Annotated in this window: 21 protein-coding genes; 15 read left to right on the plus strand and 6 right to left on the minus strand. The window is 70.0% G+C overall.

Annotation, left to right across the window (positions count from 1 at the left end):
- Nucleotides 1–126 precede the first annotated feature (126 nt).
- From LV79_RS21500 to LV79_RS21510, 3 genes are all read left to right on the plus strand, one after another.
- Nucleotides 127–2,691, plus strand: coding sequence for an EndoU domain-containing protein (locus LV79_RS21500; protein WP_253839874.1), 2,565 nt, complete (start codon nucleotides 127–129; stop codon nucleotides 2,689–2,691).
- Nucleotides 2,688–3,218 carry a hypothetical protein gene (locus LV79_RS21505; RefSeq protein ID WP_253839876.1) on the plus strand — a complete coding sequence of 177 codons (531 nt, stop codon included), beginning with the start codon at nucleotides 2,688–2,690 and terminating at the stop codon, nucleotides 3,216–3,218. Before LV79_RS21500 ends, LV79_RS21505 begins: the two co-directional genes overlap by 4 nt.
- 80 nt (nucleotides 3,219–3,298) lie before the next feature.
- Nucleotides 3,299–3,931 (plus strand): peroxiredoxin, encoded by a 633-nt coding sequence (locus LV79_RS21510; protein ID WP_253839878.1) that lies wholly within the window; start codon nucleotides 3,299–3,301, stop codon nucleotides 3,929–3,931.
- 73 nt (nucleotides 3,932–4,004) lie between these two features.
- On the opposite strand, the gene LV79_RS21515 is transcribed toward LV79_RS21510, so the two are convergent.
- Nucleotides 4,005–4,457 carry a MarR family winged helix-turn-helix transcriptional regulator gene (locus LV79_RS21515; protein WP_253839893.1) on the minus strand — a complete coding sequence of 151 codons (453 nt, stop codon included), beginning with the start codon at nucleotides 4,455–4,457 and terminating at the stop codon, nucleotides 4,005–4,007.
- A gap of 63 nt (nucleotides 4,458–4,520) precedes the next feature.
- Between LV79_RS21515 and LV79_RS21520 the strand changes: the two genes are divergently transcribed.
- The 3 genes from LV79_RS21520 to soxR all read left to right on the plus strand — a co-directional run bounded on the left by LV79_RS21520 (nucleotide 4,521) and on the right by soxR (nucleotide 7,216).
- Nucleotides 4,521–4,889 carry a VOC family protein gene (locus LV79_RS21520; RefSeq protein ID WP_253839895.1) on the plus strand — a complete coding sequence of 123 codons (369 nt, stop codon included), beginning with the start codon at nucleotides 4,521–4,523 and terminating at the stop codon, nucleotides 4,887–4,889.
- A 146-nt stretch (nucleotides 4,890–5,035) separates the two neighbouring features.
- Nucleotides 5,036–6,553: a methionine--tRNA ligase gene (locus tag LV79_RS21525; protein ID WP_253839897.1), complete on the plus strand. Its 1,518-nt coding sequence runs from the start codon at nucleotides 5,036–5,038 to the stop codon at nucleotides 6,551–6,553.
- 186 nt (nucleotides 6,554–6,739) lie between these two features.
- Nucleotides 6,740–7,216, plus strand: coding sequence for a redox-sensitive transcriptional activator SoxR (gene soxR, locus LV79_RS21530; RefSeq protein WP_253839899.1), 477 nt, complete (start codon nucleotides 6,740–6,742; stop codon nucleotides 7,214–7,216).
- Between the two features lie 191 nt (nucleotides 7,217–7,407).
- Here the strand turns inward: soxR and LV79_RS21535 are convergent, their stop codons facing one another.
- Complete coding sequence (locus tag LV79_RS21535) at nucleotides 7,408–7,992, minus strand: dTDP-4-dehydrorhamnose 3,5-epimerase family protein (RefSeq protein WP_253839901.1); 585 nt, start codon at nucleotides 7,990–7,992, stop codon at nucleotides 7,408–7,410.
- Nucleotides 7,993–8,140: 148 nt separating this feature from the next.
- On the opposite strand from LV79_RS21535, the gene LV79_RS21540 reads away from it, so the two are divergent.
- Together LV79_RS21540 and LV79_RS21545 are read left to right on the plus strand one after the other, a co-directional pair.
- The gene (locus tag LV79_RS21540) at nucleotides 8,141–9,337 is read left to right on the plus strand and encodes an exonuclease domain-containing protein (protein ID WP_253839903.1); all 1,197 of its coding nucleotides are present in this window, start codon (nucleotides 8,141–8,143) and stop codon (nucleotides 9,335–9,337) included.
- Between the two features lie 101 nt (nucleotides 9,338–9,438).
- On the plus strand, nucleotides 9,439–10,458 hold the full coding sequence (locus LV79_RS21545) for an isopenicillin N synthase family dioxygenase (RefSeq protein WP_253839905.1): 1,020 nt from the start codon (nucleotides 9,439–9,441) through the stop codon (nucleotides 10,456–10,458).
- Here the strand turns inward: LV79_RS21545 and LV79_RS21550 are convergent.
- From LV79_RS21550 to LV79_RS21565, 4 genes are all read right to left on the minus strand, one after another.
- Entirely contained in the window at nucleotides 10,442–10,822 is a 381-nt protein-coding gene (locus LV79_RS21550; RefSeq protein ID WP_253839907.1) for a hypothetical protein, read from the minus strand. The genes LV79_RS21545 and LV79_RS21550 overlap by 17 nt on opposite strands.
- 498 nt (nucleotides 10,823–11,320) lie before the next feature.
- Entirely contained in the window at nucleotides 11,321–12,811 is a 1,491-nt protein-coding gene (locus LV79_RS21555; RefSeq protein WP_253839926.1) for a hypothetical protein, read from the minus strand.
- A 211-nt stretch (nucleotides 12,812–13,022) separates the two neighbouring features.
- Nucleotides 13,023–16,715, minus strand: coding sequence for a S8 family serine peptidase (locus LV79_RS34065; protein ID WP_285469919.1), 3,693 nt, complete (start codon nucleotides 16,713–16,715; stop codon nucleotides 13,023–13,025).
- A 123-nt stretch (nucleotides 16,716–16,838) separates the two neighbouring features.
- Nucleotides 16,839–17,576 (minus strand): tyrosine-protein phosphatase, encoded by a 738-nt coding sequence (locus LV79_RS21565; protein WP_253839928.1) that lies wholly within the window; start codon nucleotides 17,574–17,576, stop codon nucleotides 16,839–16,841.
- Between the two features lie 237 nt (nucleotides 17,577–17,813).
- On the opposite strand from LV79_RS21565, the gene LV79_RS21570 reads away from it, so the two are divergent.
- The 7 genes from LV79_RS21570 (at nucleotide 17,814) to LV79_RS21600 (ending at nucleotide 23,287) form a co-directional block, all read left to right on the plus strand.
- Entirely contained in the window at nucleotides 17,814–18,524 is a 711-nt protein-coding gene (locus tag LV79_RS21570) for an ABC transporter ATP-binding protein (RefSeq protein ID WP_285469918.1), read from the plus strand.
- 122 nt (nucleotides 18,525–18,646) lie between these two features.
- A complete protein-coding gene (locus LV79_RS21575) occupies nucleotides 18,647–19,324 on the plus strand; it encodes an ABC transporter permease (RefSeq protein WP_253839932.1) in 678 nt (225 codons plus the stop codon).
- On the plus strand, nucleotides 19,321–20,328 hold the full coding sequence (locus tag LV79_RS21580; protein WP_253839941.1) for an ABC transporter substrate-binding protein: 1,008 nt from the start codon (nucleotides 19,321–19,323) through the stop codon (nucleotides 20,326–20,328). The genes LV79_RS21575 and LV79_RS21580 overlap by 4 nt, the downstream gene beginning before the upstream one ends.
- Nucleotides 20,329–20,375: 47 nt before the next feature.
- Entirely contained in the window at nucleotides 20,376–21,338 is a 963-nt protein-coding gene (locus LV79_RS21585) for a thymidylate synthase (protein WP_253839943.1), read from the plus strand.
- Nucleotides 21,339–21,348: 10 nt separating this feature from the next.
- Complete coding sequence (locus tag LV79_RS21590; protein ID WP_253839945.1) at nucleotides 21,349–22,101, plus strand: class I SAM-dependent methyltransferase; 753 nt, start codon at nucleotides 21,349–21,351, stop codon at nucleotides 22,099–22,101.
- Nucleotides 22,101–22,538: a nucleoside 2-deoxyribosyltransferase gene (locus LV79_RS21595; protein WP_253839947.1), complete on the plus strand. Its 438-nt coding sequence runs from the start codon at nucleotides 22,101–22,103 to the stop codon at nucleotides 22,536–22,538. The genes LV79_RS21590 and LV79_RS21595 overlap by 1 nt, the downstream gene beginning before the upstream one ends.
- Nucleotides 22,538–23,287, plus strand: coding sequence for an HAD-IIA family hydrolase (locus LV79_RS21600; protein ID WP_253839949.1), 750 nt, complete (start codon nucleotides 22,538–22,540; stop codon nucleotides 23,285–23,287). Before LV79_RS21595 ends, LV79_RS21600 begins: the two co-directional genes overlap by 1 nt.
- The last annotated feature ends 459 nt before the right edge of the window (nucleotides 23,288–23,746 follow it).

Raw genomic sequence — 23,746 nt, forward strand, 5'->3', positions numbered from 1 at the left:
TCCGGTTGTCCCGACTGTGTCAGTCGGACACTTTTCGGCATCTCCGTCGAGATTGTCGGTGGTGCCCGGCAGAATGCGTGGCACGGGGGGCAGAATGCCCGTGGGACGGGATTCGGGGGTTCGGGGATGGGACGGCTGACGCCGCGACGCGGCCAGCTCGGGGTTGTGGTCCTCGCAGTGGTGGCGGCCGTGCTGGTCGCCGTGTTCGCCGGGCCGAACGTGCTGGCGGGCAGCCCGCGCGAGATCGCGGCGGCCGATCTAGGGGCGACCGCGCTCGCCGAGCTGGGCAAGCTCGACGACCTGCGGCTGCGCGGGACGCTCGACACCGACGGCGGCATCGCGCTCGGCGTCGACGTGGTGGCCCTGGCCACCGGGGAGACCACCGCGACGGTCACCGACGGAGCAGGCGGGGTCGCCACCTTCGTCGCCATCAACGACCAGGTCGTGGTCAACGCCAACAACGCCTGGTGGCTCAACACGGTGCCGGTCTACGCCCACCAGATCGCGGGCAAGTGGGTCAAGGCCACCGACGACATGGGCTTCCCGATCGGGATGCTGTCAGCGCTGTCCGGCAAGCGATTGCGCGAACTGGTCACCGGCGACGACTGGATCGCTCAGCCGACCGTCTACGTCGACGGCACCTCGGCGGTAGCGCTATCACCGCGCGGATCGCCGTGGACGATCTACTACGCGACCGAGGGCGGCCCCCGGCTGCTCGGCCTCAGCGGGCCACTCGCCGCGTCCGGCCAGAAGCTGCGCGGCAAGCAGGCGACCAACTTCCCGCACGCGTTGGTCAGCGCCAGCGGCGTGGACGATCCGTGCAAGGAACGCACGACCCGCGCGCTCACCGACGCCAAGCAGCAGGCCGCGACCGCCCCGGCACCGCCGCCGCTGCCCGAGCCCGGCCACGGACCGGACATCTCGGTGACCGTGCTGCCCACCGGCACCTGCACGACGCCGTCCTGCCCCACCCCGGTCGAGATCCGCAACGCGGGTGACGAGGCCGCCACCGGCATGGTCTCGGTGTCCTCCACCAGCGGCGGCGGGGGAGCGCAGCCGATCACCGTCGCCGCCGGTCAGACCGCGCAGCAGGTGTTCCAGGTGGTCAACCCGGCCTGGACGTGCACCCAGACCTGCACCCGGCCGTACACGGTCAGCGCGTTCGCGCAGGTCACCGCCATCGCCGGGGCCGACCTGGACACCGGCAAGCGGCTCTACGACCGCGGCCTGGACCCGAGCAGGCCCATCCCGCTGAAGCCGGAGATCGCCGGGCCGGATGTCAACTCCGCCATCGACCGGCTCGCCACCCCGGGACCCGCCGTCGCCGGGTTCGCCAAGCAGGTCGACCCGCTGCTCGACGACGTCCTCGACCTGGTGCGCAAGGCGGGCGACGCGCGGCTGCTCAGCCTGCTCACGGTGCTGGCCAAGCACCCGGCGATCTCCGTCGCCGCCGACGCGCCCAGCCCGGCCATCGCCCTGGGCAGGGCGGCGGTCAAGGGCAAGGGCGCCGAGCGGCTCGCGGCCAGGCAGGCCCTGTCGCTGCTCGCCGGGTTGGCCCAGGAGGGCGGGCGCCCGCCGAACACCCTGCGGGTGGACAAGGAGTTGATCGTCGACACGCACGCCAAGCGGGTCTACTCGATCGCCTCGGTCACCAACCCCGACAACCGCGACCAGCGGGTGTACGACGCGGTGGACAAGGCGATCAAGGCGTTCGCCGGGGTCGACACCACCGGTCTCGCCAAGGTCCTGGTGATCGACTTCGGGGACGCGTTCCCCGCCTACGGCCAGGTGCAGCGCAAGGTGCTCGTCGACCAGTTCAGCCTGCACAACGCGGGCGGCAAGCGCCTGGTCGACCTGCTCCGCGACGCCACCGGTGAACCGGTCGTCACCGAGTTGATGGTCGCGAACAAGCTGACCCGCGACAGCGTGCCCGAGGGTCGATACATCTTCAGCGCCGATGACGTGCGGGCGCTCGTTCACCAACGGCCCGCGGCGGCGCCGACGGTCAAGCCCAAGGGCAAGGACCTCGTCTACACGACCCCGAACCTGGAGCACATGCTCCAGGGCGACCCGTACGACCCAGCCGACCCCGGTAAGCAGAACAGGGGAGGGCACGCTGCCGGAGCGGGTGGGCCGGGTAAGACCGAGTTCCCCAAGGCGTGGACCGCTGACGACATCAAGGACGCCATCGCGCAGGTCGTCGACCAGGGCAACACCATCGACGGTCAGGGCCAACCGACCACGAGCCCGCGTAGCGACCGCAACCACATGAACGCCCAGGTGTGGTCGTGGCGGTTCTTAGGCCGAGCGACGGTGAAGGGGATAACCGTCGAACTCGACCTCTATGTCTTCCAAGACGGGGTATTCCGCAACGGCTATCCCTCACTGCGTGCGGGCGGTCCGAATACGATCGTCGACCGGGACAAGGTCCACGTGGCCAAGTCGGCTCAGCTCAACGACCAGGCTGTCTTCAAGAACCCGGACTCGCCTCCCGCCGCACCCCAGATCAACGGCGCCAAGACATTCCCGCCGCGCTACGACCGGGATAGCGATACCTGGAAGTACCCGGCGGTAGGACAAGACGGAAGGCCAGCGGTGGACCAGACCGGTAAACCAGTCGTCTACGAGACCGACAACGCGGGCGCGCTGGTGCCCGGGGCGCCGGTCCCCGTGTCGGGGTGCTGGCCGTGACCGTGCCCGCGTGGGTGACCGTGTTGCGCAGGCTCGCCGGGCGACTGCCGGACGACGACCTCGCAGCCCTCCGCTCGACCCTGGGCGCGGGCGAGGTCGACGACCTGGAGCGGTCGCTGCTGTTCGCCCTGGCCGACCACCGGGTCGGCATCGACGACACCGAGCGCGCGCTGCTCGCGGCGGAGGGCGTCCGGGTGGACAGCCCGGTGCTCGCTGACCTGCCCGCCCCGGTGGCCGCCGACACCCGGTTCCGGCCGGAGCCGTCGGCATCCACAGTGGACGAGAAGGTGCTGGCCGCCACCGCGACCCTGCCCACCGTGCGCCGGGTGCTGCGGGCCAGGCGGCTGGCCGGGGACAAGCTGGTCTACGTCGTGGAGCTCACGGGCGGTAGCGTGCCGACCGCGCAGGCGGCACTGCACTGGGGCCTCGACGGCGCCCTGCTGGAGGTCGTGCTCGAGGGCGAGGACCTGCCCCCCTACCAGGCCGCGGCCCGCTCGGCCGGTGTCGCGGTGGCAACTGTGATCTGAACCCGTTTCTGGCCCACGCCGCGCCGCCGTCCCTAGACTCGCGGGCGAATTGTCCCGACATAGGAGAAGAGGACCCGCTGGTGGCTCTCCAACTGGGTGATACCGCCCCGGACTTCCAGGCCGACACCACGGCCGGATCGATCGAGTTCCACGCGTGGAAGCAGGGCTCGTGGGCGGTGCTGTTCAGCCACCCCGCCGACTTCACCCCGGTGTGCACCACCGAGCTCGGCCGCGTCGCCCAGCTCAGCGCCGAGTGGGCGGCCCGCGGCGCCAAGCCGATCGCGCTGTCGGTCGACTCGGTCGACGACCACGCCAAGTGGGTCCCGGACATCAACGAGGTCAACGGCACCACCGTCGACTACCCGATCATCGCCGACCCGGACAAGACCGTGGCCCAGCTGTTCGGGATGATCCACCCCAACGAGGGCGACACCTCCTCGGTCCGCGTCGTCTACATCATCGACCCGGCCAACAAGGTCCGCCTCACCCTGACCTACCCCAAGAGCGTCGGCCGCAACTTCGACGAGATCCTGCGCGCCCTCGACGCCCTGCAGCTCACCGACCGCGCCGCCGTCTCCACCCCGGTGGACTGGCGCGCCGGTGACCGGGTCATCGTCCCGCCGACCGTGTCCACCGAGGACGCCCGCGCCAAGTTCGGCGAGGTCGACGAGGTCCGCCCGTACCTGCGCTTCGTCCAGGCCCCGCAGGCCTGAGCACCACCCCTCGCTGGAGGCGGTGGCGGGATTTCCCGCCGCCGCCTTTCGCTTTTCCCGGGGTCTCGCGCCGCTAGGCGCCGTCGCCGCGCAGGGAATGGATCATGTTCCGCAGGATCCGGGTGGCGTCGGACCGCTCGGCCTCGGTCAGGCCCGCCAGCATCCTGACCTCGACGGATCGGACAGCCGCGCTGGCTTTCTCGAGCCGCCGCCTGCCGCGGGGCGTGAGCCGCGTGGGCAGGACCTTCCCGACCGGTGCGCGCGCGGGCCTGGTCACGTCACCGTCCCGTTCCAGGGCCTGGAGCAGCACGTTCATCGTCTGCCGCGTCACGAACGCGCCCCTGGCGAGCTCGGAGTTCGATAAGCCCGGTCGTTGGGCCAGCAGTTCCAGGCAGGAGTAGTGCGTCACGCTCATCTCGAGCGGTCGCAGCACCTCCTCCATGGCCGTGCGCAAGGCGCTCGACGTCTCCTTGAGCAGGTAGCCCAGTGATGTTCCCAGGTCGATGCCCGCGCCGTCTTGACTCATGTCAGGATTCTGACATAGATTCGGGCGTGTCAGAAGACTGACACATGGGCAAGGAGCGTCACCATGCCGGTCACCGGCCCCGACTTCATCTCGCTGCAAGCGCGCGACCTCGACGCCTCGCGGGCGTTCTACGAGCAGTACCTCGGCCTGGTCCGCTCGCAGGCAGGGCCGCCGCACGCCGTCGTGTTCGAGACCAAGCCGATCGCGTTCGCACTCCGCGACGTCATCCCCGGCACCGACCTCGAGTCCGCCGCGCACCCCGGCGTCGGCGCCGCGATCTGGCTCCACGCCACCGACGTCCAGGCCATCCACGACGCCCTGGTCGCGGACGGGCACACCATCGTCGCCGCCCCGATCGACGGCCCTTTCGGTCGGACGTTCACCTTCGCCGACCCCGACGGCTACCGGATCACCCTCCACGACCGCGCCTGACGGGGCATCAATTCGGGTTTGTACACAATGGCGCGAGTTGTCCACAGGCGCCAGATCCGTCCCCGATCTTCGTGCCCGCGCTTCGGTAGGGTGGATTTCGGACGGCCGCTCGGCAGCCGTCGAACCCACATCCCAGGAGCCGTTCGATGTCACGTCGCTACATCACGACCGCCATTCCCTACGTGAACTCCAAGCCGCACGTGGGGTTCGCGATGGAACTGGTGGAGGCGGACGTGATGGCGCGGCACTGGCGCCACCGCGGGCACGAGGTGCACTTCCTCACCGGGACCGACGACAACTCGCTCAAGAACGCGATCGCCGCCGAGGCCGAGGGAATACCCACCCGGGAGTTGGTCGACCGCAACGCCGCCACGTTCCACGACCTGCGTGACCCGCTGCAGATCAGCTTCGACGACTTCATCCGCACCAGCGCCGACCCCCGCCACCGCGAGGGCGTCGAGCGGCTGTGGCGGGCGACCGAGGAGACGGGCGACCTCTACCGCAAGCACTACGCGGGCCTGTACTGCGTGGGCTGCGAGCAGTTCTACGCCGAGAGCGAGCTCGCCGAGGGCCTGTGCCCCGAGCACCTCACCCCGCCGCAGCAGGTGAACGAGGAGAACTGGTTCTTCAAGCTCTCCCGCTACCAGGACCGGCTGCTGGCCCTGGTCGAGTCCGGCGAGCTGCGGATCGAGCCGCCGGGCAGGCGCAACGAGGTGCTGTCGTTCATCAAGGGCGGCCTGCAGGACTTCTCGATCTCCCGCTCCACCGAGCGCGCCCGCGGCTGGGGCATCGAGGTGCCCGGCGACCCCGGCCAGGTCGTCTACGTGTGGTGGGACGCGCTCGGCAACTACATCACCGCCCTGGGCTACGGCGCCGACAGCGATACCTACCGGCACTGGTGGGGCGGGGCCGACGTGCGCACCCACGTCATCGGCAAGGGCATCGTCCGCTTCCACGCCGTCTACTGGCCCGCGATGCTGATGAGCGCCGGGCAGCCGCTGCCGACCACGATCTTCGTGCACGACTACCTGACCGTCGAGGGCCGCAAGCTGGGCAAGAGCCTGGGCAACGCCATCGACCCGGTGGCCATCGTCGAGCAGTACGGCGCCGACGCGCTGCGCTGGTGGCTGGTGCGCGAGGTGCCGCGCACCGGCGACGCCGACTTCACCGTCGAGCGGCTGGTCAACCGCTACCACGAGGACCTCGCCAACGGCCTGGGCAACCTGGTCAACCGGACCGTCAGCATGATCCACAAGTACCGGGACGGCGTCGAGCGGGCGCTGCCCGCCGACCTGCCGCCCGGCACGCTCGTCGACCTGCTCGCCGCCGCCCCGGCCACCATCGACGCCGCGCTCGACGAGTTCGACTTCCGCCGGGCCACCGCGGCCCTCTGGGCGGTCGTCGACGAGGCCAACCGGTACGTCGTCGAGGTCTCACCGTGGACCCTGGCCAAGGCCGAGAAGACCGGTGACACCGAAGCGGCCCGCAAGCTCGACGACGCCCTCGCGCTACTGCTCCACGTGCTGCGCGTGGTGGCCGACGAGCTGACCCCGTTCCTGCCCGAGGCCGCCAAGCGGGTCAGCACCCAGGTCACCACCGTCGACGGTCGCCTGCCCGCCCCGCAGCCACTGTTCCCGCGGATCGAGGAGCAGACAGCCGACTAGTCCTGCCTCGCGCAACGGTGGCTGGGCAGCCGGAGGACGTCCATTGCGGGTCCAGCGCTGCGATCCCCAGCTTGTCCACCGGTTGCTCGATCAACGGTGGCGAGACGCGGCACTGGTGGCGTCCGACCAGCTACACCTGGTCGTGGGCGTTCGCGGGGGGTGCGGGGCGATGGGATGATCATGGGTATGAGCGAGGGGGCAGGGGAGGAGATGTCCGTCGGGCAGTTGGCCAGGCGGAGCGGGACGTCGGTGTCGGCGCTGCACTTCTACGAGCGGCAGCGGCTGATCAGCAGCAGGCGGACGCCGGGCAACCAGCGGCGCTACCACCGGGACACGCTGCGCCGGGTCGCGCTGATCCGGATCGCGCAGCGGGTGGGGATCCCGCTGGTGGAGATCCGGGAGGCGCTCGACCGGCTGCCGGAGGGCCGGGTGCCCAACCGGCGGGACTGGAAGCGGATGTCGCAGGGCTGGCAGGACGAGCTCAGTGAGCGGATCCGGCTGCTGGTGCACCTGCGCGACAGCTTCGCCAACTGCGTCGGCTGCGGTTGCCTGTCCATCAGCCACTGCGCCCTGGCCAACCCCGATGACCGGCTCGGCGCGGGCGGCACCGGCCCGCGGATGCTGGTGCCTGACACCGAGGAGCCGTTGCCCGAGAGCGGCTAGGTCCCGCGAGGGGGTGAGGAGGCGCCCCGGACAAGGCGCCCCCTCAGGGCCCTCACGCCGTGCCGCCGCGAGCGGTCAGCACTGCGCGAGCTGGTTCCGGCGCGCCACCGTGTCCATTGTGGACGTCAACGGGTGAGGTCCTCCCGCTGGATCACGTCCGGCGCTGCTCGACGTGGTGCCACGCTATGACCTCAACACAGCTTGAGGTCAAGCTGGCTCGCGTACTCCGGCAGCAGGTCCGCGGCGAGCGCCTCCGCCAGCGTCGGCGCGGCCTGGTCGCGGTCGGTGATCGTCAGCGTGAGCCCGCGGGGGAGCGGGAGGTCGAGACCGGCGTCGACCGGGCACAGCGCGGCCGCGCGGTCGTCGTCGTAGGGGGTGGAGGTCAGCAGGGTCAGCGTGGTCTCCCCGGCCAGCGCGACCGACAGGTGACCCACCCCGGCGGGCAGGTAGAGCGCCCGGAAGTGCCGGTCGTCGAGCATCACCGAGTCCCAGCGACCGAAGGTGGGGGACCCGACGCGGGTGTCGAGCACGATGTCGAGCGACTTGCCGCGCAGGCAGTAGGCGTACTTCGCGGTGTGCGGCTGGAAGTGGATCCCGCGCACGACGCCCTTGCGCGAACGCGTGGTGGTCGACTGCGCGACCGGGAACAGCGGGCGGCCGACGGCCGCGGTGAACACGTCCTCCTGGTAGGTCGACACCGATAAACCGCGCCGATCACCCACCGCCTCGGTGCTGAACTCGACCGCGCCCGCGACCCGTAAACCCCTGGATAACATGACCCCTCCTCCAGTGATGTGCCCCCACTCGATGCTCGAACCTGAACTCCGGTTCAGGTCAACCCGGATGACCCCAGTGGCCCAGCCCGGTCGTCGGTGCCCCGTGATCGAATACCGGTGACGGGTGGCGCGGGACGGCGGAGGTGGCGTGGACGGGTTCGCGGTGGTCGACACTGAGACGACCGGGATCGATGCGGCGCACCGGCACCGGATCGCCGAGGTCGCGGTGGTGCACCTCGACCGGGGCGGCGCGGTGACCGGCGAGTGGTCGACGCTGCTCAACCCCGAGCGCGACCTCGGTCCGCAGGCGATCCACCAGATCACCGCCGCCGAGGCCCGGCAGGCGCCGCGCTTCGCCGACATCGCGGGTGACCTGGTCGACCGGTTGCGCGGCCGGGTCGTGGTCGCGCACAACTGGCCGTTCGACGCGATGCACCTGCGGGCCGAGTTCACCAGGATCGGCCTGGACACGCCGTTCGACGACCTCGCGGGCCTGTGCACGATGCGCGCGGCGAGCGTGGTCATGCCGCACTCCCGGCGTTCCCTGCTCGCGTGTTGCACCACCGCGGGCTTACCGGCGATGCGCTGGCACACGGCTCGCGACGATGCGATGGCCGCGGGCGCGTTGCTGGGACACATGCTCGCCAGCGCACCGGACACGGTCCAGCCGACCGCCGAGCAGCTGCGCGCCGCCGCGTGGGCGTGGCCCGACCTGCCCCGCGACCGGGTCGCCCCGGCCCACCGCCGCCCGGCCGACCACGTCGAACCGCACTTCCTGGCCCGGCTCGTGGAGCACCTGCCCCGCGACGAGGAACCCACCGTCGACGCGTACTTCGCCGTCCTTGACGACGCCCTGCTCGACCGCCGCGTGTCCGCCTCCGACGCTGACACGTTGATCGACGTCGCCACCCGCCTCGGCCTGCGCCGCACGGACGTCCTGGCCATCCACCACACGTACCTGCGGGCCCTCGTCGACGCGGCAGGGGAGATGGGCGAACGGGAACGCGCCGACATCGCCCTGGTCGCCCGCCTCCTGGGCATCACCCCCGACGCCATCGGCGCCCCCGTCCCGCTCGACCGCGCCCCCACCATCGGCGGCCTGGTCCTGCACCCCGGCGACAAGATCGTCCTCACCGGCATGATGACCAGCGACCGCGACGACCTCACCGCCCGCGCCGCCGCCGCCGGCCTGCGCGTCATGACCACTGTCAGCCGCCTGACCCGCGTGGTGGCCGCCGCCGACCCCGACACGATGTCCCGCAAAGCCGACTCCGCCCGTGTTCTGGGCGTCCCGGTGGTCGACGAGGCCGCGTTCGTGCGCGCCCTCGCGGCGCTGGAAGGCTGAGACCCCCGCTGCTATCCACAGAATTGAGCTCCTCTGTGGACGGTCGCGTCCGGGATGTGGGACACCGGCCGCTCGGCGGTGGATCGGCCTACGCTCGGCTGGTGAGTGCTGCTGAGACCGCCCTGCCGTTGATCGACATCTCCCGGTTCCGCGACCCCGCCGCGGACCGGGACGCGTTCCTGGCGGACATCCGGCGGGCCGCGCACGAGGCCGGGTTCTTCTACGTCGTCGGCCATGGCGTCCCCGAGGAGCTGACCAGCGGGATCTTCGAGGTGGCGCGCCGGTTCTTCGCGCTGCCCGAGGCGGAGCGGCTGGCCATCGAGAACGTGAACACGCCGCACTTCCGCGGGTACACGCGCACCGGGCACGAGTACACCGGCGGCAGGCGCGACTGGCGCGAGCAGATCGACGTCGGACCCGAGCGGGAGGCGCTGGAGCTGGGCCCGGACGACCCGGTGTGGCTGCGGCTGATTGGCCCGAACCAGTGGCCCGCCGCGTTGCCCGAACTGCGCGAGGTGGCGCTGGCCTGGCAGTCGGAGGCGCAGCGGGTCTGCCAAGAGGTGCTGCGTGCCCTGTCCGCGGCCTTGGGCCAGCCCGAGGACTACTTCGACGCCTGGTTCGACGAGGAGGCCGCGACCCACGCCAAGATCGTCCGCTACCCCGGTCGCCCCGACGACGGCACCGACCAGGGCGTCGGCGCGCACAAGGACTACGGCTTCCTCGCCCTGCTCCAACAGGACGAGATCGGTGGCCTCCAGGTAGAGCTACCTGACGGCGGTTGGGTCGATGCCACGCCGGTGCCCGGTAGCTTCATCCTCAACATCGGCGAGATGCTCGAGATCGCCACTCAGGGCTACCTCATCGCCACCAAGCACCGCGTCATCTCCCCACCCGAAGGCGTCGACCGCTACTCCGTCCCGTTCTTCCTCGGCCCCCGCCTGGACGCCTTCGTCGAGCCCATCGAGCTCCCGGCGGACCTCGCAGCCGCCGCGCGAGGCATCAGCCAGGACGCCGACAACCCGCTCCTCTCCGCCTACGGCGCCAACGCCCTCCTCGGCTGGCTCCGCTCCCACCCCGAGGTAGCCCGCCGCTGGTGGTCCGACGTCACCCAGGTCGGCTGACGTCCAACACGAACGGCGTCACCCGGAACCCGTCCGCGCGCGCCTCGTCTGCTTGAGCTTGGAGTCGCAGCCTGAAGGCATCGAGATCAGCGGCGAGGGTGCGTGACCAGTCGGCTGGCCGCTGCTCGGGCTTGATCCAGAACACCAGGTAGATGCCGTGCCGCCGGTCCAGCGGGACGAGGTACCGGTCGATCAGCTGCTCGCGCAACGCCGTCAGCAGCCCGGCGTTGTTCAGGTGCTTGGCTTCGACGACGACGCGGGCCGTGTCCCTGGTCGGCGTCGTCGTGGTCGCGGTGAGGTCGATGCGCGTCCCGATACCGCCGCTCTTGTGCCGGGTGACCTGCACTTCCCGGTCGACGACCACCCCGCTGGCCAGCCGTTCTTCAAGGCGCCGCTGCAGCCAGTCGGAGACGTTGTCCTCGACCTGGGGCCGGTCCCCGTCCCAGATTTCCGGAGGTCGTGGGCGCTGCGATCATCGGTGTAAAGCGATTTCGTGTTCACCGGTGGGTCCTCGGCAATCGGGAACGCGTCGATCAGCAGGCTTGAGAGTGCGACGAGACGGTCGTGGTCCAGGTTGTCGGCTTGAACGCCGCGAAGCGCTTCCGCCAGCTCCTGAGGCGTGTGCGGTGTCTGGACAGCGGAGTCGGCGATCGAGTTCGGATCCAGCGTTGCCGTGTGGCGTAGGGCTTGAGGGGCAAGCGGGTCTGCCTGTCGATGAGGTTCCGACACGTACTGAGGGCGATCGGACCCGGTGCGTGTCGGACCAACAGGGTGAGCAAATCACGTTTGAGTTCGCTGTCGATGGGCGTGCTGGAGCAGGGTGGTCAGCAGGTGCGCTCCAGACCAGTCCGGGATCACCAGATCAAGGCGCCATTGCTTCTGAATCGACCGCTACTTGACCTCGGAGGTAGTTGGTCGCCGTGTACGCGGGGTGGCTTGGGGGAAGCGTGAGGATGCGGTCGGCGATCCGTGTGGAGGGCTCGCGCACGAGTTGCGCGATGCACGTGCTCAGTGCGCCGGTCGCTTCGGGTGGAAGTGAGGGCAAGACGTCTAGAAGCCAATCGATGTCGTCCACCGTCAGCAGTGCAAGCGCGAAGATGGTGTACCAGGGGTCTGTGCCGGAACTTGCCACCGCGATGGCGAGTGCCCGGCGGCGATCTACCGGTCCGCCGGCCCAGGGAAAGGCGTTGTGGTGCCGTCTGCCTGCTTTGACGCCTGCGGCCGCGAGTCGCGCGAGTGCGTCTCGAACGACATCGTCGTCAGCGTGCTCGAACAGCCGCTGCACCACGCTGGTGTGGAGTTCGCCGAACCGATCTTCGTCGACGTTCTCCCTGGTGGTGCGGTCGGCGAGCCACCGGGCGAATAGCACGAGATCTGCCTCGGGGATATGCCCGGCCAGGTTCCGCAGTGTCTTGTGGTAACCGCCGATGGGCGTCGTTTTGTGTGGTCGCAGGATGCGCACGAGGTCTTGGGTGCCGAGCAGGTCTGGGTAGACCGCGTCGATGATCGCGGCCAGGACCTCGTACTCCACATACCGTTGGTGCTGGAAGACGACGGATCCCGACGGGCCTGCGGTGAACAAGACGCTGTCGAGCACCTCGCGGTAGTCGCCGGGATCGACCGGGCGGTTCGGCTCGGCGGGATCGGGCTCCGAGGGCAGGTCGTCAACGGCAATGGTGGCGTTGTCCCCGACCGGTGCCACGGTCAGCGCCTGGGTGCCGCCGAACATCGTGTACGCGCCGAGGCGTTTCGCCAGCCGCATCGCCCGGTCGGCGGGCAGTGGGCGTCGGCGCCGCCGGTCTCGTTCCTTGAGCAGCCGGATGATCTCGTACTCGGTGGCGGCGACCGCGTTCCGAGGCAGCTCGCCCTGGTTGTGCCAGTAGCCTGCCACGTCGATCAGCTGGCCGACGCAGGCCGACAGCCGCCCCAACCTGGCCGACGTCAGTGCCCGGAGGAACTCGGTCCCGTCGAAGCCGGGCGACGCGATGGCCCGCTCGACCGCCGCCCGCGCCGCCTCGCGGTCCAACGGGAGCAGCGACCACTCGGCGAACCCCGGGAAGGTCCGCCGCAGAGCCTCCGCGAGCGGCGCGTCCCAGGCCGCCGAACGGCAGGCCAACCGCCACCGCACCTGACGGGCCGAGGGTGTGGTCAGCGCGTCTTCCAGCCACTGGAACAGCATGGGGTCCACGGACGCCGCCTGGTCGAGCCCGTCGAGGTACACCGCCGCCCCCGGCACGCATGCCCCGGCGATCCGCTGCTCCAGCCGATCCCTGGTCAGCGGGGCGGCGTTGATCTGGACCGCGTCCGGCCTCGACCCCGGCCAGCGCCGCGAACGTGGCCGACTTCCCGGCACCACCCGCCGCCAGCAGCACGAAGCTGTCGGTCAGCAGCGCCGACACCGGCACGGCCCGGTCCCCGTCGGAAGGCGGCACGAGGAACCCGTCGTCGTCCACCAGCGGTGAACTGGTGACCGGGCCAGCGAAGCGGTCCAACACCCGACCACCTCACCACAAGGGCAGGCCCCGGCGCCCGTGGGGGACGTCGGGGCCTGCGGTCTTGATGGGTCAGCCGATGCGGTAGGCGCGGGTGACGGTCTGGTCGACCGTGTTGCCCGCGGTGTCGGTGGCCTTGGCCCGGAGGGACGCGAAGCCGGTGGGCGGATGGGTCACTGTCGCCTGCCACGACGCGCCGTCACGGGTGAGGCGGGTCGGGGTCCAGGTGGCGCCGTCGTCGTAGGAGATGTCGACGGTGAGGGTGGTGATGGTGGGGGTGGCGTCCTGGCGGGCCACGGTGACGGGGAAGGTGAACTCGCCGCCGCCGGGGGTGGTGTTGGCCAGGGACACCTTGGGGCGGTAGCCGACGGACAGCAACGGCGCTGGGGCGTCCGCGGCCCGCGGGAGCTGGAAGGTCCAGTCGGCGGTGATCTTGGTGGAGTTGGGCCACCACGGCTGGTCGCGGGTGATGTCCGTGGTCAACCGGTACTTGTTGGCGTTGTCGGGCAGGACGAACACCCCGCGCCCAGGGCTGTTCTGGGTGCCGATAGGCCTACCGTCGGCGTAGAGGGCGGTGGACCCGCTGTCGGTGTTCATCCAGTAGTCCGCGCCCCTGGTGTGCCCGGCGGGGTCGGTGAAGAACGGCACCGTCACGTCGAGCAGCCCGGACTTGCGCCACACCCACGGGTGGTCGGCGCCGAGGTCGTTGGTGGTCTTACCCGGGAACGCCGGTGCGAGCACCGACGCACCCCACTCGGCGCTGTAGGTCTTACCGCGCTCCAGGGTCAGGCGTTGTTCGCCGTCACCGCCGATGGCCCACCAAGAGCCGACGGTCAGCCGCCACTTGCCCGGCGTGTAGTACTCGACGCGCTCGGCCTTGGGGACGGTCGGCAGGCCCCACTGGGTGCCGATCTCGTCGTCGAGCGCCTCGACCCACGCGGAGCTGATCGGCGGCTCGGCCTCGGTGCCCTCGTAGTACGCCATCCGCACGGCCGCGAGGTTTGCGGTCTTCTCGTGGTGGGTCAGGTTCGTGGGGATCTTGCCCGCTGATGGGTACGACAGCTCGTACCGGTGCTTGCTGAACGCGCGGGTGACGAACCGAGCGTTGAGCCCACCGGCCTTCACGGCGCTGGCGAACCTCTTACCCGGCTCCTCATAGAGCCGTACGGTCGGCAGCGCGGCGAGAGGCTCCTCGTCGTCGGCCAGCGCCATCAGCGCGGAGGACTCCACCGGCAGCACGCCGACGTACTTGCCGCCTGCCTGCTTGACCGCCGCGATCCGCGCGTACACCTCTTCGTACGTCAGGTCACCCGACAGCTCTAGCACCACGAACTTGCCCCTAGCGTCGATCTTCGCCAGGTCTTCCGGGGTACCCGCGCCACCGTGCGCGGTCGGAACCCGGTCGTCGAGCACCGGCGTCGCCGAGCCGCGCAGCCAACCGGCGGCCGTCTCGAACGACTGGCTGCCCTCGCCGAACAGCTCCAGGTCCGGCTGCGCCAAGTGCACGTTGTCCGCGTAGCCGAACCCGGGGGAGGTCACCCCGCGCGTAGAGAACGCGTACACCTCGTTGAAGCGCGGGTCGAAGCCCCACATCTGCCCGTACGGGTAAGGGACCGACTTCACCTTGTACTGCAACCGGGTCGTCCACACACCGCCGCGCGCATCGGGCTGGTCGGTGCTGATCGCGACCCGCTTGCCGTCCCTAGCGTCGAAGGTGACTGTCTTGTTCGCCTTGCCCAGCTTGAACGCCGGGTTCGTGAACAGCGTGGACGAGGGGAGCTGACCGGGCCTAGGAGTCTCGATAGCGCCACCGAGGGCGTAGTTGCCCGGAGGCAGTCGCAGCTTCTCGCCGGGAGCGCCGTACGCCCAGGCGCCCGTGTCGAGATTGACGGCGTTGACGATCCCCGTCGTGGTCGCGGCACCGGTGCGGTCCTTGGCGTTGACGGTCAGGTCGTAGTGCTCGGCCTCGTCGTGCACCGCTACCGGTGTGCGGACCTTCACTGCGTTGTCCGCCGTGGTCGCCGACAACACTCCGCTATAGAGGCCAGGCGTGCCCGACCGCGGAGTCAACGCCAGCGTGACGTCAGCCTTACCCTTCGCGGGCACGGTTACCGTGGTGGCCGACAGCTTGGCCAACTTCGCCGGTGCCGCCGCGCCCGCCTTGTCCCGCAGCGTGACGTCGAGCTTGAGCGTCACCGGTGCCGCGGAGTCGTTGGTGTAGGTCACCTTCCGCTGCTCAACGGTCGTCGACGGCCACCTCAGGTACCCGTTGACCGTCGCCTGGTCGGCCCGCACGGCCTGGCTGGTGGCGCGGGCCAGGTCGACCCGACCGCCACCCACGGCGTTCACCCCGTTGTCGCCCACCGCCGCCGCGGTACCGACCAGCGCCGCCTTCAACGCGGGCGCCTGCCAGTCCGGGTGCTGCTGGGCCAGCAACGCTGCGGCACCCGCGGTGTGCGGGGTCGCCATAGATGTACCGGACAAGCGCGCGTAGTTGGCGTCAACGTTGTCGCCGAGGTCGGTGTCCTTAGCCCTAGCGGCGACGATGTCACTACCGGGCGCGGCGATCTCTGGCTTTACCGCGCCGTCGCCGACCCGGGGTCCACGGCTGGAGAAGTCAGACAGCTCGTTGCCCTTGGTGATGCTGCCGACCGCCAACGCCGCGTCAGCCGAGGCAGGGCTGCTCACCGCCTCGTCGGACCCGAAGTTGCCCGCCGCGATCACGAAGAGCGTGCCGTTGCGCGCGGTGAGGGTGTTGACCACCTGCGAGGCCGGGTCGGTCCCGTCGGTCGGGTAGCTGCCCAGGCTCAGGTTCACAACCTTCGCCCCGGCCTCCCCGGATGCCCACTCCATCCCGGCGAGGATGTCGTCGAGCGACCCGGAACCGCCGTCGTCGAGCACCTTGCCGACCGCGAGCGACGCGTCCGGCGCGACGCCCTTGAACTTGCCGCCCGAGGCCGCGCCGGAGCCCGCGACCGTCGACGCCACGTGCGTGCCGTGCCCGTGGCCGTCCTGGACGGTGCCCTTGCCGGAGAAGTCCTTGCTCTTGGTCACCTTCCCGGCGAGGTCGGGGTGACCGGTGTCGTAGCCGGTGTCGAGCACCGCGACCGTCACGCCCTTGCCGGTGTGCCCGGCCTGCCACGCGGTCGGCGCCCCGATCTGCGGCACGCTCTGGTCCAGGTTGGCGGTGAACCGGGCGTTCAGCCAGATCTTGCGGGGACCACCGGACAACGCCGTGGTGCTGCCCGCGACCGACGACCAGAACTGGTTCGCGTTCGCCTTGTCCTCGGCCACCGCGGCGAACCCGAGCCCGGGCAGCGCGCGCTCCACCGCCGCACCCCGCGGCGCGGCGGCCGCGACGCCCTGCCCGTACTCCACCAGCAGCGGCACCGTCTTGCTGCGCTTGTCGTCGAAGCCCTGGCGGATCAGGCCGGTCACGTTGAACAGCTCCCGGTCCACCACCCCGGCCTGCACCAGCGCCGCCGCGCCCTGGGGCACCAGGTAGACGTCGGTCGTGTTCCCCCGCTGCTTGCCGAAGGTGCTGTACCGGGTGATCGGCCCGGACGGGGCCAACCCGACGCGCCACCGCCCGCCCGCGTCCCGCACGGCCTCGACCTGGTGCCCGGTCACCAACGTGACCTGGAACCGGCTCGCCGCGCCGTCCGACCGCGGCGCCTGCGGCGCGGCCGAGGCCGGGACCGCCACTCCCACCGAGGCCACCAGAACGGCCACCCCGGCGAGGAATCCTCGCTTGTGTCCTCGCATGCACCCTCTCCTCACGACGACTTGTCAACCATCAAACGCCGTCGCGCCCCAGCGGGGTTGGGCCGTCGGGGAAACCTGCCGATCCTCGCCCGAATGACCCAGGTCTGGTATCGGGTAAGAGGATCAGGGAGCGAGCAAGGCGGTGCGCAGCTTCGCGATGGTGTCGTCGGTGATGCCGAGCGAGTGGGCGAAGTCGGTGATGTCGCCGCGTTCGGTGAGGAACGCGAGCATCGTGGCGCGGTCGGACCGCAGCATCGACGGCGGGATGTACGGCCAGGTCGCGGCTGTGTCATCGGTGCCGGTCGCGGCGACCGAGGCGACCCACCGCGCCGTGGCCTGCTCGCTCACCGCGTAGTCGTCGGCGACGTCCTCGGCTGGGACACCGAGCAGGCGCAAGACCAAGGCGGCGAGGATGCCCGTGCGGTCCTTACCGGCCGCGCAGTGGAACACAGCGGGAAGACCTCCCGGCTCGGCCAAGGCCTCCACCGCTTCCCTTAGACCTGACGCACCCTCGATGACGATCTCGGCGTAGTGCGCCGCAGCGAACCCGGGATCGTCCAAGGTAGCCCTGTCTTGGTTCGACCAGTCCGGTGTCTGGCGGACCAACGGCACGTGCCGCCACTGGCCGGCCCACCCCGGCGAGGGCCGCCACGCCTTCTGGTCGACCTCGCGCTGGGTGCGCAGGTCCAGCACGGTCACCACGCCCAGCTCGTCGAACGCCTCCCGACCGGTCTCGGTGAGCCGGTGCAGCCCGTCGGCGCGGAACAGCCTGCGCCAGGCGACCTCCCGCCCGTCGACCGTGCGGTGGCCGCCCAGGTCCCGGAAGTTGAAACAGCCGTCCAGCTCGACGAACCTGCTCATGGCGGCGCCTTCCTCGCGACGGGACCACCGAACCATAAGCCCCAACGGAACCCTTGTTCCACAACTGGTTCACCCGTGGTTGGACGTAAGGACGATCACCTACCGCGGACGCTGGTGGCGCGACCGGACACCGCGTACGGTGACTCTTGAGACTGGTGCTCGACGGAGGGGGCGCGGTTGGTGACGCCGAGGGGCGCGGGAGTTAGCCTTGACGGTGTCGGACACCACTACGGCGACGTGGATGTCTTACGGGACATAGCTTTCACTGTCGCGCCTCAGCGCAGTCTCGGCGTGGTAGGGCCAAGCGGCTGCGGTAAGTCCACCTTGCTGTCGTTCATCGCCGGTCTCGCCGACCCCGCTGAAGGTACGGTCCGTGTCGGCGAGGCTCTAGACCCTGCCGCGCGATTGGCCGCGTGCGCCCTCATGCCGCAGAAGGACTTACTGCTGCCGTGGCGCCGTGCGATCGACAACGCAACGTTGGCACTGGAGAACCGAGGCGTGCCGCGCAAGGAGGCCCGGGCCAGGGTCGCGCCGCTGTTCGAACGGTTCCACCTGGCTGGGTTCGAGCGCCATTGGCCTCATGAACTCTCCGGCGGTATGCGTCAACGCGTCGCGTTCTTAAGAACCCTGGTCGCGGACAAGGACGTGCTCTTGCTCGACGAGCCTTTCGGCGGTCTCGACTCCATCACCCGCGCTGACATGCAGGACTGGTTGCGCGGAGTGCTCACTGTCGAACCGCGTACCACGGTCATGGTCACCCATGACGTCGAAGAGGCGTTGCTGCTGTGCCACGAGGTCGTAGTGCTGTCCCCACGACCCGCGACCGTTGTCGCCACCATCTCGGTAGACCTACCTGTGCGCGGATCGCGTGCGGAGACAGTCGCCGATCCTGAGTTCACCGCCATGCGCGCGCGGGTCCTATCCCTGCTGTCGGAGGGCGTGAGGTGACACGGTCGGCGGTCACCGCGCGTCCCGTAGTGCGTGCTCGGGATAAGAGGCCATCAGCGTTCGCGAGGTGGGGACCGGCTATCGGGCTGGCCATCGCGTTGGTCGCGTTGTGGGAGCTCGTGGTGGCTCTCGCGGACATCCCGGCGTACCTGTTCCCCGCGCCGAGCGCGATCGTGCGCGCCGCGGTCGACGACCGCGCACTGCTCGCCGACGCCTCGCTGGTCACCGCCACCGAGGTCGTGCTGGGACTGCTCATCGCGGTCGCCGTCGCCCTGGTGATCGCGGTCGCGCTGCACTTCTCGCCGTTGCTGAGCAAGACCGTGTTCCCGCTGCTCATCGCCTCGCAGACCGTGCCGGTGGTGGTGCTGGCGCCGATCCTGGCGATCGCGTTCGGCTACGGAATCGTGCCCAAACTGGTCATCGTCGCGCTGATCTGCTTCTTCCCGGTGGTGGTCAACGCGCTCGACGGGCTGCGCTCGGTCGACCCCGACCTGCCCCGGCTGATGCGCACCCTGGACGCGTCCCGCTGGGCGATCTTCACCAGGGTCGAGTTCCCGTGGGCGCTGCCGAGGCTGTTCTCCGGTGTCCGCGTCGCCGCGACGTACGCGCCGATCGGTGCGGTGTTCGGCGAGTGGTCCGGCTCCACCGACGGGCTCGGCTTCGTGATGCTGCAAGCCACCCCGCAGTTGCGCACCGCGTTGGTGTTCGCCGCGATCGTGGTGCTGACAGTGCAATCGGTCGCGTTGTTCTTGATCGTGCGGGTGCTGGAGACCACCACCCGCCGAGGAAACCGGAGATGAGCATGGGTGCGACACGGCGGGTCCTCGCCGCGGTGCTGGCGGTCGGCTTGCTCGCCGCCGGGTGCGGGGCGGGCGAGAGCGTCGAACCCGGCGGCAAGGCGCAGGTCAGGGTGCTGATGGACTGGTTCCCCAACCCCGACCACGTCGGCCTCTACACCGCGCAGGACAAGGGCCTGTTCACCGCCGCCAACCTGGAGGTGACGCTGACCCCGCCGTCCAACCCGGCCGACCCGCTCAAGCTCGTCGCCGCCAGGCAGGTCGAACTCGGCATCTCCTACGAGCCGGACGTGCTGATGGCCGCCGAGCAGGACCTGCCGGTGGTGGCCGTCGCGGCGCTGGTGCCGGTGGCGCTGAACTCGCTGATGGCGGTCGGGTCGTCGCCGGTCAAGTCCCCGGAGGACCTGGCTGGCAAGACGGTCGGCACCGCCGGGCTGCCGTCGGACGACGTCTACCTCAAGCAGATCACCGCCAAGCACGGGGTGGACCTCAACACCGTCAAGAAGGTCAACGTCAGCTCGAACCTGGTGGCCGCGATGCTCTCCGGGCAGGTCGACGCCACCATCGGCGCGTACCGCAACATCGAGGGCGTGCAGTTGGCGCAGGACGGCAAGGCGCCCTACATCGTGCCGGTGACTGACGCGGGCGTGCCCGAGTACGACGAACTGGTGCTCGTCGCAAACCGCGACCGGCTGCGCGACGACGCAGGCTACCGCGACGCGGTGACCCGGTTCGTCGCCGCGCTGGGCAAGGGGGTTGCCGCCGCCCAGGGTGAGCCGAGCTTCGCCACCGCGTCGATCCGCAAGGTTGCCACCGGGTACGACGGCGAGGCGCTGGAGAAGATGGTGGCCGCAACGTTGCCGCTGCTGACCAACCCCAGGGGCTTCGGCCGGATGGACCCGGCCAAGTGGCAGGCCTTCGCCTACTGGCTCTACGCCGAGGGCATGGTCAAGCGGCACATCGACGCGGCATCGCTCATGACGAACGACCACGTACCAGCCGGGTAGTGCTCGACGGTCGGAGGACGGGCGGGCGGGTGAGAGGGAGGAGCGGGATGGAGTTCGACACCTTTCACCACGCCTACGCGGCGGTGTTGCGGTCGGTGGCCGAGGAACCGACCTACCGCAACGCACCGCGCGGCAACGCGAGCCGGGAACGCATCGGGGTGCAGTACCGCGTTCGCGAGGCGGCGCAACGGGTTCCGGTGATCCCGGCCAGGCGGCTCAACATTGTGTTCAACTTCGCCGAGGCACTGTGGTACCTGTCCGGTCGCGACGACTTGGCGTTCATTGCCACCTACGCGCCCAGCATCCGCAAGTACTCCGCCGATGGCGTGCGGTTGACCGGGACCGCTTACGGCAACGCCATCTTCGGTCGGGACCAGTGGCGCACCGTGGTCGACCAACTGCGTGCCGACCCGGACAGCAAGCGCGCGGTGCTCCAGATCTTCCGCGGCGAGGAGCTGCGGGTCCCCGCGAACCCGGACGTGTCCTGCACGCTCGGACTGCAACTGCTCATCCGCGACGGCGCGTTGCACGCCATCGGGTTCATGCGCGCCAACGACGCGTACCGGGGGATGAGCAGCGACGTCTTCTCGTTCACCTTCCTGCAGGAGGTGATGGCGCGGGAACTCGGCCTGCCGGTGGGGGAGTACGTGCACTCGGTGGGGTCGCTGCACGTCTACGACCCCGATTCGCGCCGGGTGGACGCCGTCCTCGCGGACCCGGCCACGCGGGTCGACCCCGAGTTCCGGTTCCCCGGCATGCCCGAGGGGGACAACTGGCCCGCCATCCGGGAAGTGCTGCTGCTGGAGGAATCGCTGCGGGCAGGCAACCGCCTTGGCTCCACTGTGGACTTGCCGGAGTATTGGGCCGACGTGGTGCGGTTGTTCGAACTGCACCGCAGGGTCCGGGCAGGTGAGGTAGTGGACGAGGAGCTGCTGCACCCGCTGCCACCGTTGTACCGAAACCTGATCACGCACTGGCAGCCGCGCCTGGTCGCGGCGCCGACGAGCTGAAGGAGACGGGTTGGGCACCGACTGGAAGCACAGCACCACGGTCGCCGAGGGCTTCGACGCCTACGACGACCTGCCCGAACGGGTGCTGGGATACCCCACCGCCCTGGCCCAGTTGCGGCTCGACGACCCGGACGTGCGCACCGTGCTCGACTACGGGTGCGGGCCGGGGAAGGTCGCGCTCCGCGTCGCGAGTGGACACGACGTGGACGTGGTCGCGGTCGACATCGCCGAGCGGATGCTGCAGATCGCGCGCCGGAGCAGGCCGCACCCGCGGGTCGACCACCACCTGGTCGAGTCGGGCAAGCTGGCGTTCCTGCCCGACGGCGCGGTCGACGCGGCGCTGACCTGCTACGTGTTCATCAACATCGGCGACCCGGACGTGATCAGCGGCATCGTTGCGGAGGTGTACCGGGTATTGCGACCCGGCGGCCGCTACGCGGTGCTCGACACGAACCCCGACACCACTGGCATCGACTTCTCAACGTTCCGCAGCGGAGAGCCCGGCGTCGCCTATGTCGCGGGCCAGCGGCGTCAGGTGCTGCTGAACCAGCCCAGTGGCGGCGTGCTCGAACTGTCGGACTACCACTGGCCGCGCTCGACCTACGCGGATGTCCTGACCGCGGCCGGGTTCACGTCGGTGGAGTTCATCGCACCGTTGCTCGGCGACGTCCCGGGTAGCGGCATCGCGGGGACGTTGCTCGACACCGAGCGGCCCGCGGAGGCCGACAACGCACCGTTCCTCGTCGTGACAGGGGTGAAGTGATGGGCAGCGTGTTCCTCGGCGGACCGTTCAAGGCACTGGTCGACGTGGACGGGGTCATGCGGCCCGCCGAACGCGCGCGGCTGGAGGCCATCATCGCGGGCCTGGAGGCGGCGGGGCACAAGGTGTACAACGCCCACCGCCGCGAGAAGTGGGGCGCGGAGTTCCTGACGCCGCAGGAGTGCACCCGGCTCGACCTTGACGAGATCACCGCCAGCGACGTGTTCGTGGCCTTCCCCGGTTCACCCGCCTCACCGGGCACGCACATCGAGATCGGCTGGGCGTCCGCGCTCGGGAAACCCATCGTCCTGCTGCTGGAGGAGGGCGCGGAGTACGCGTTCCTGGTACGCGGCCTGCACACCGTCGCACCGGTCACCTACCTGACCCTGACCCCCGGCGAGGACCCCACCGATCGCATCGTTGCCGCCATCGACACCTGATGCCCCTCACCGACCTCTACGACAACTACATCATCGACCTGGACGGCGTAGTCCACGTCGGCTGGTCCCCCTTACCCGGCGCCGTCGAAACCCTGCAAGAACTGACCCGCCGCGGCAAAGGTGTGGTGTACCTGACCAACGAACCCCGGTACGCCCGCGCGTCGATCACAGCCCGACTGCGGGGTTTCGGGTTGTCGGTGTCCGTCGACTCGGTGATCACCGCCGGCTGGGCGGGGGCGCTGGCGGTCGCTGAGGGCGGGGCTGCTGTGTATGTCATCGGGTCGGCTGAACTTCGGGCCGAAGTGACTCGCGCGGGCGGCACTGTGCTGTCTGCTGCCGACGCTTCCTCTGCCGACCGCATCCTTGTGGCAGGCCATAGCGACTTCAGCTATGCCGAGCTTCGCGCTGCTTGCCGTGCTACTGCTGCTGAACTGTTCGCCACGAACCGGGACCCGACTTTTCCGATGCCTGACGGCCCTTGGCCTGCCACAGGCGCGATTCTCGCCGCAGTGGAGACGGCTCTCGGACGCACGGCGACGGTGCTGGGCAAGCCTGAGCCTCCGATCTTCCGCCTGGCCCAGTCGCGGCTGGGGTCGGGTCGCACGGCGGTTGTGGGGGATACGCCGGGCGTTGACATTCTCGGAGGACGGCGCGCGGGCCTCGCTACCGTTCTTGTTGGGGCGGCGTTGACCACTGCTGAGACTCGGCCGGATCACGCTGTTGCTGATCTTGCGGGGTTGTTGAGGTAGGGGGCCTGCGGTGCGTGCGCTGGCGGTCTGATGGGCTGGCTGTGTGTGAAGGGTCGACTTGCGGGGAGTTGTCCACATGGGTCCTAGCTGTCCACAGGCTCGACTTTCAGCCTCTCTGCTCGGCGCGCCCCCTCGGTAGGCTGTGTATTCAGGGGACTTTGGGGCGGGTTGATCTTGCTGGCCGTGGGCGGCAAGGCGTTGAGCTGGGGAAGTCCGGCTTTCGCGGCCTCCGCTGCGCTGCAGTAGACGCCTCGGCTGCGCCATCGAACAGGCGCGATTTTCGAGCGAAGCTCGATGGGGCGAACGTGTTTTGCGTGGGGCCCCTACGACACCCGTGGCAGGACCGCAAAGCAGGGGCCGAAAAGCATGGCCCTGTCCGCTACCGACGCTACGGGTACCGTCTCCCCACACAAAACACGTTCGCCCCATCGAGACGGCCTGGCACCAGCGCCTTCGTGG

This window comes from Actinokineospora globicatena, from assembly GCF_024171945.1.
Lineage (GTDB): Bacteria > Actinomycetota > Actinomycetes > Mycobacteriales > Pseudonocardiaceae > Actinokineospora > Actinokineospora globicatena.

What these genes read in the sequence shown, in the direction of transcription:
- LV79_RS21500 (WP_253839874.1), top strand. Translation starts at nt 127, where the DNA reads ATGGGACGGCTGACGCCGCGACGCGGCCAGCTCGGGGTTGTGGTCCTC.
- LV79_RS21515 (WP_253839893.1), bottom strand. Translation starts at nt 4,457, where the DNA reads ATGAGTCAAGACGGCGCGGGCATCGACCTGGGAACATCACTGGGCTAC.
- LV79_RS21520 (WP_253839895.1), top strand. Translation starts at nt 4,521, where the DNA reads ATGCCGGTCACCGGCCCCGACTTCATCTCGCTGCAAGCGCGCGACCTC.
- LV79_RS21525 (WP_253839897.1), top strand. Translation starts at nt 5,036, where the DNA reads ATGTCACGTCGCTACATCACGACCGCCATTCCCTACGTGAACTCCAAG.
- soxR (WP_253839899.1), top strand. Translation starts at nt 6,740, where the DNA reads ATGAGCGAGGGGGCAGGGGAGGAGATGTCCGTCGGGCAGTTGGCCAGG.
- LV79_RS21535 (WP_253839901.1), bottom strand. Translation starts at nt 7,992, where the DNA reads ATGTTATCCAGGGGTTTACGGGTCGCGGGCGCGGTCGAGTTCAGCACC.
- LV79_RS34065 (WP_285469919.1), bottom strand. Translation starts at nt 16,715, where the DNA reads ATGCGAGGACACAAGCGAGGATTCCTCGCCGGGGTGGCCGTTCTGGTG.
- LV79_RS21565 (WP_253839928.1), bottom strand. Translation starts at nt 17,576, where the DNA reads ATGAGCAGGTTCGTCGAGCTGGACGGCTGTTTCAACTTCCGGGACCTG.
- LV79_RS21580 (WP_253839941.1), top strand. Translation starts at nt 19,321, where the DNA reads ATGAGCATGGGTGCGACACGGCGGGTCCTCGCCGCGGTGCTGGCGGTC.
- LV79_RS21585 (WP_253839943.1), top strand. Translation starts at nt 20,376, where the DNA reads ATGGAGTTCGACACCTTTCACCACGCCTACGCGGCGGTGTTGCGGTCG.
- LV79_RS21595 (WP_253839947.1), top strand. Translation starts at nt 22,101, where the DNA reads ATGGGCAGCGTGTTCCTCGGCGGACCGTTCAAGGCACTGGTCGACGTG.
- LV79_RS21600 (WP_253839949.1), top strand. Translation starts at nt 22,538, where the DNA reads ATGCCCCTCACCGACCTCTACGACAACTACATCATCGACCTGGACGGC.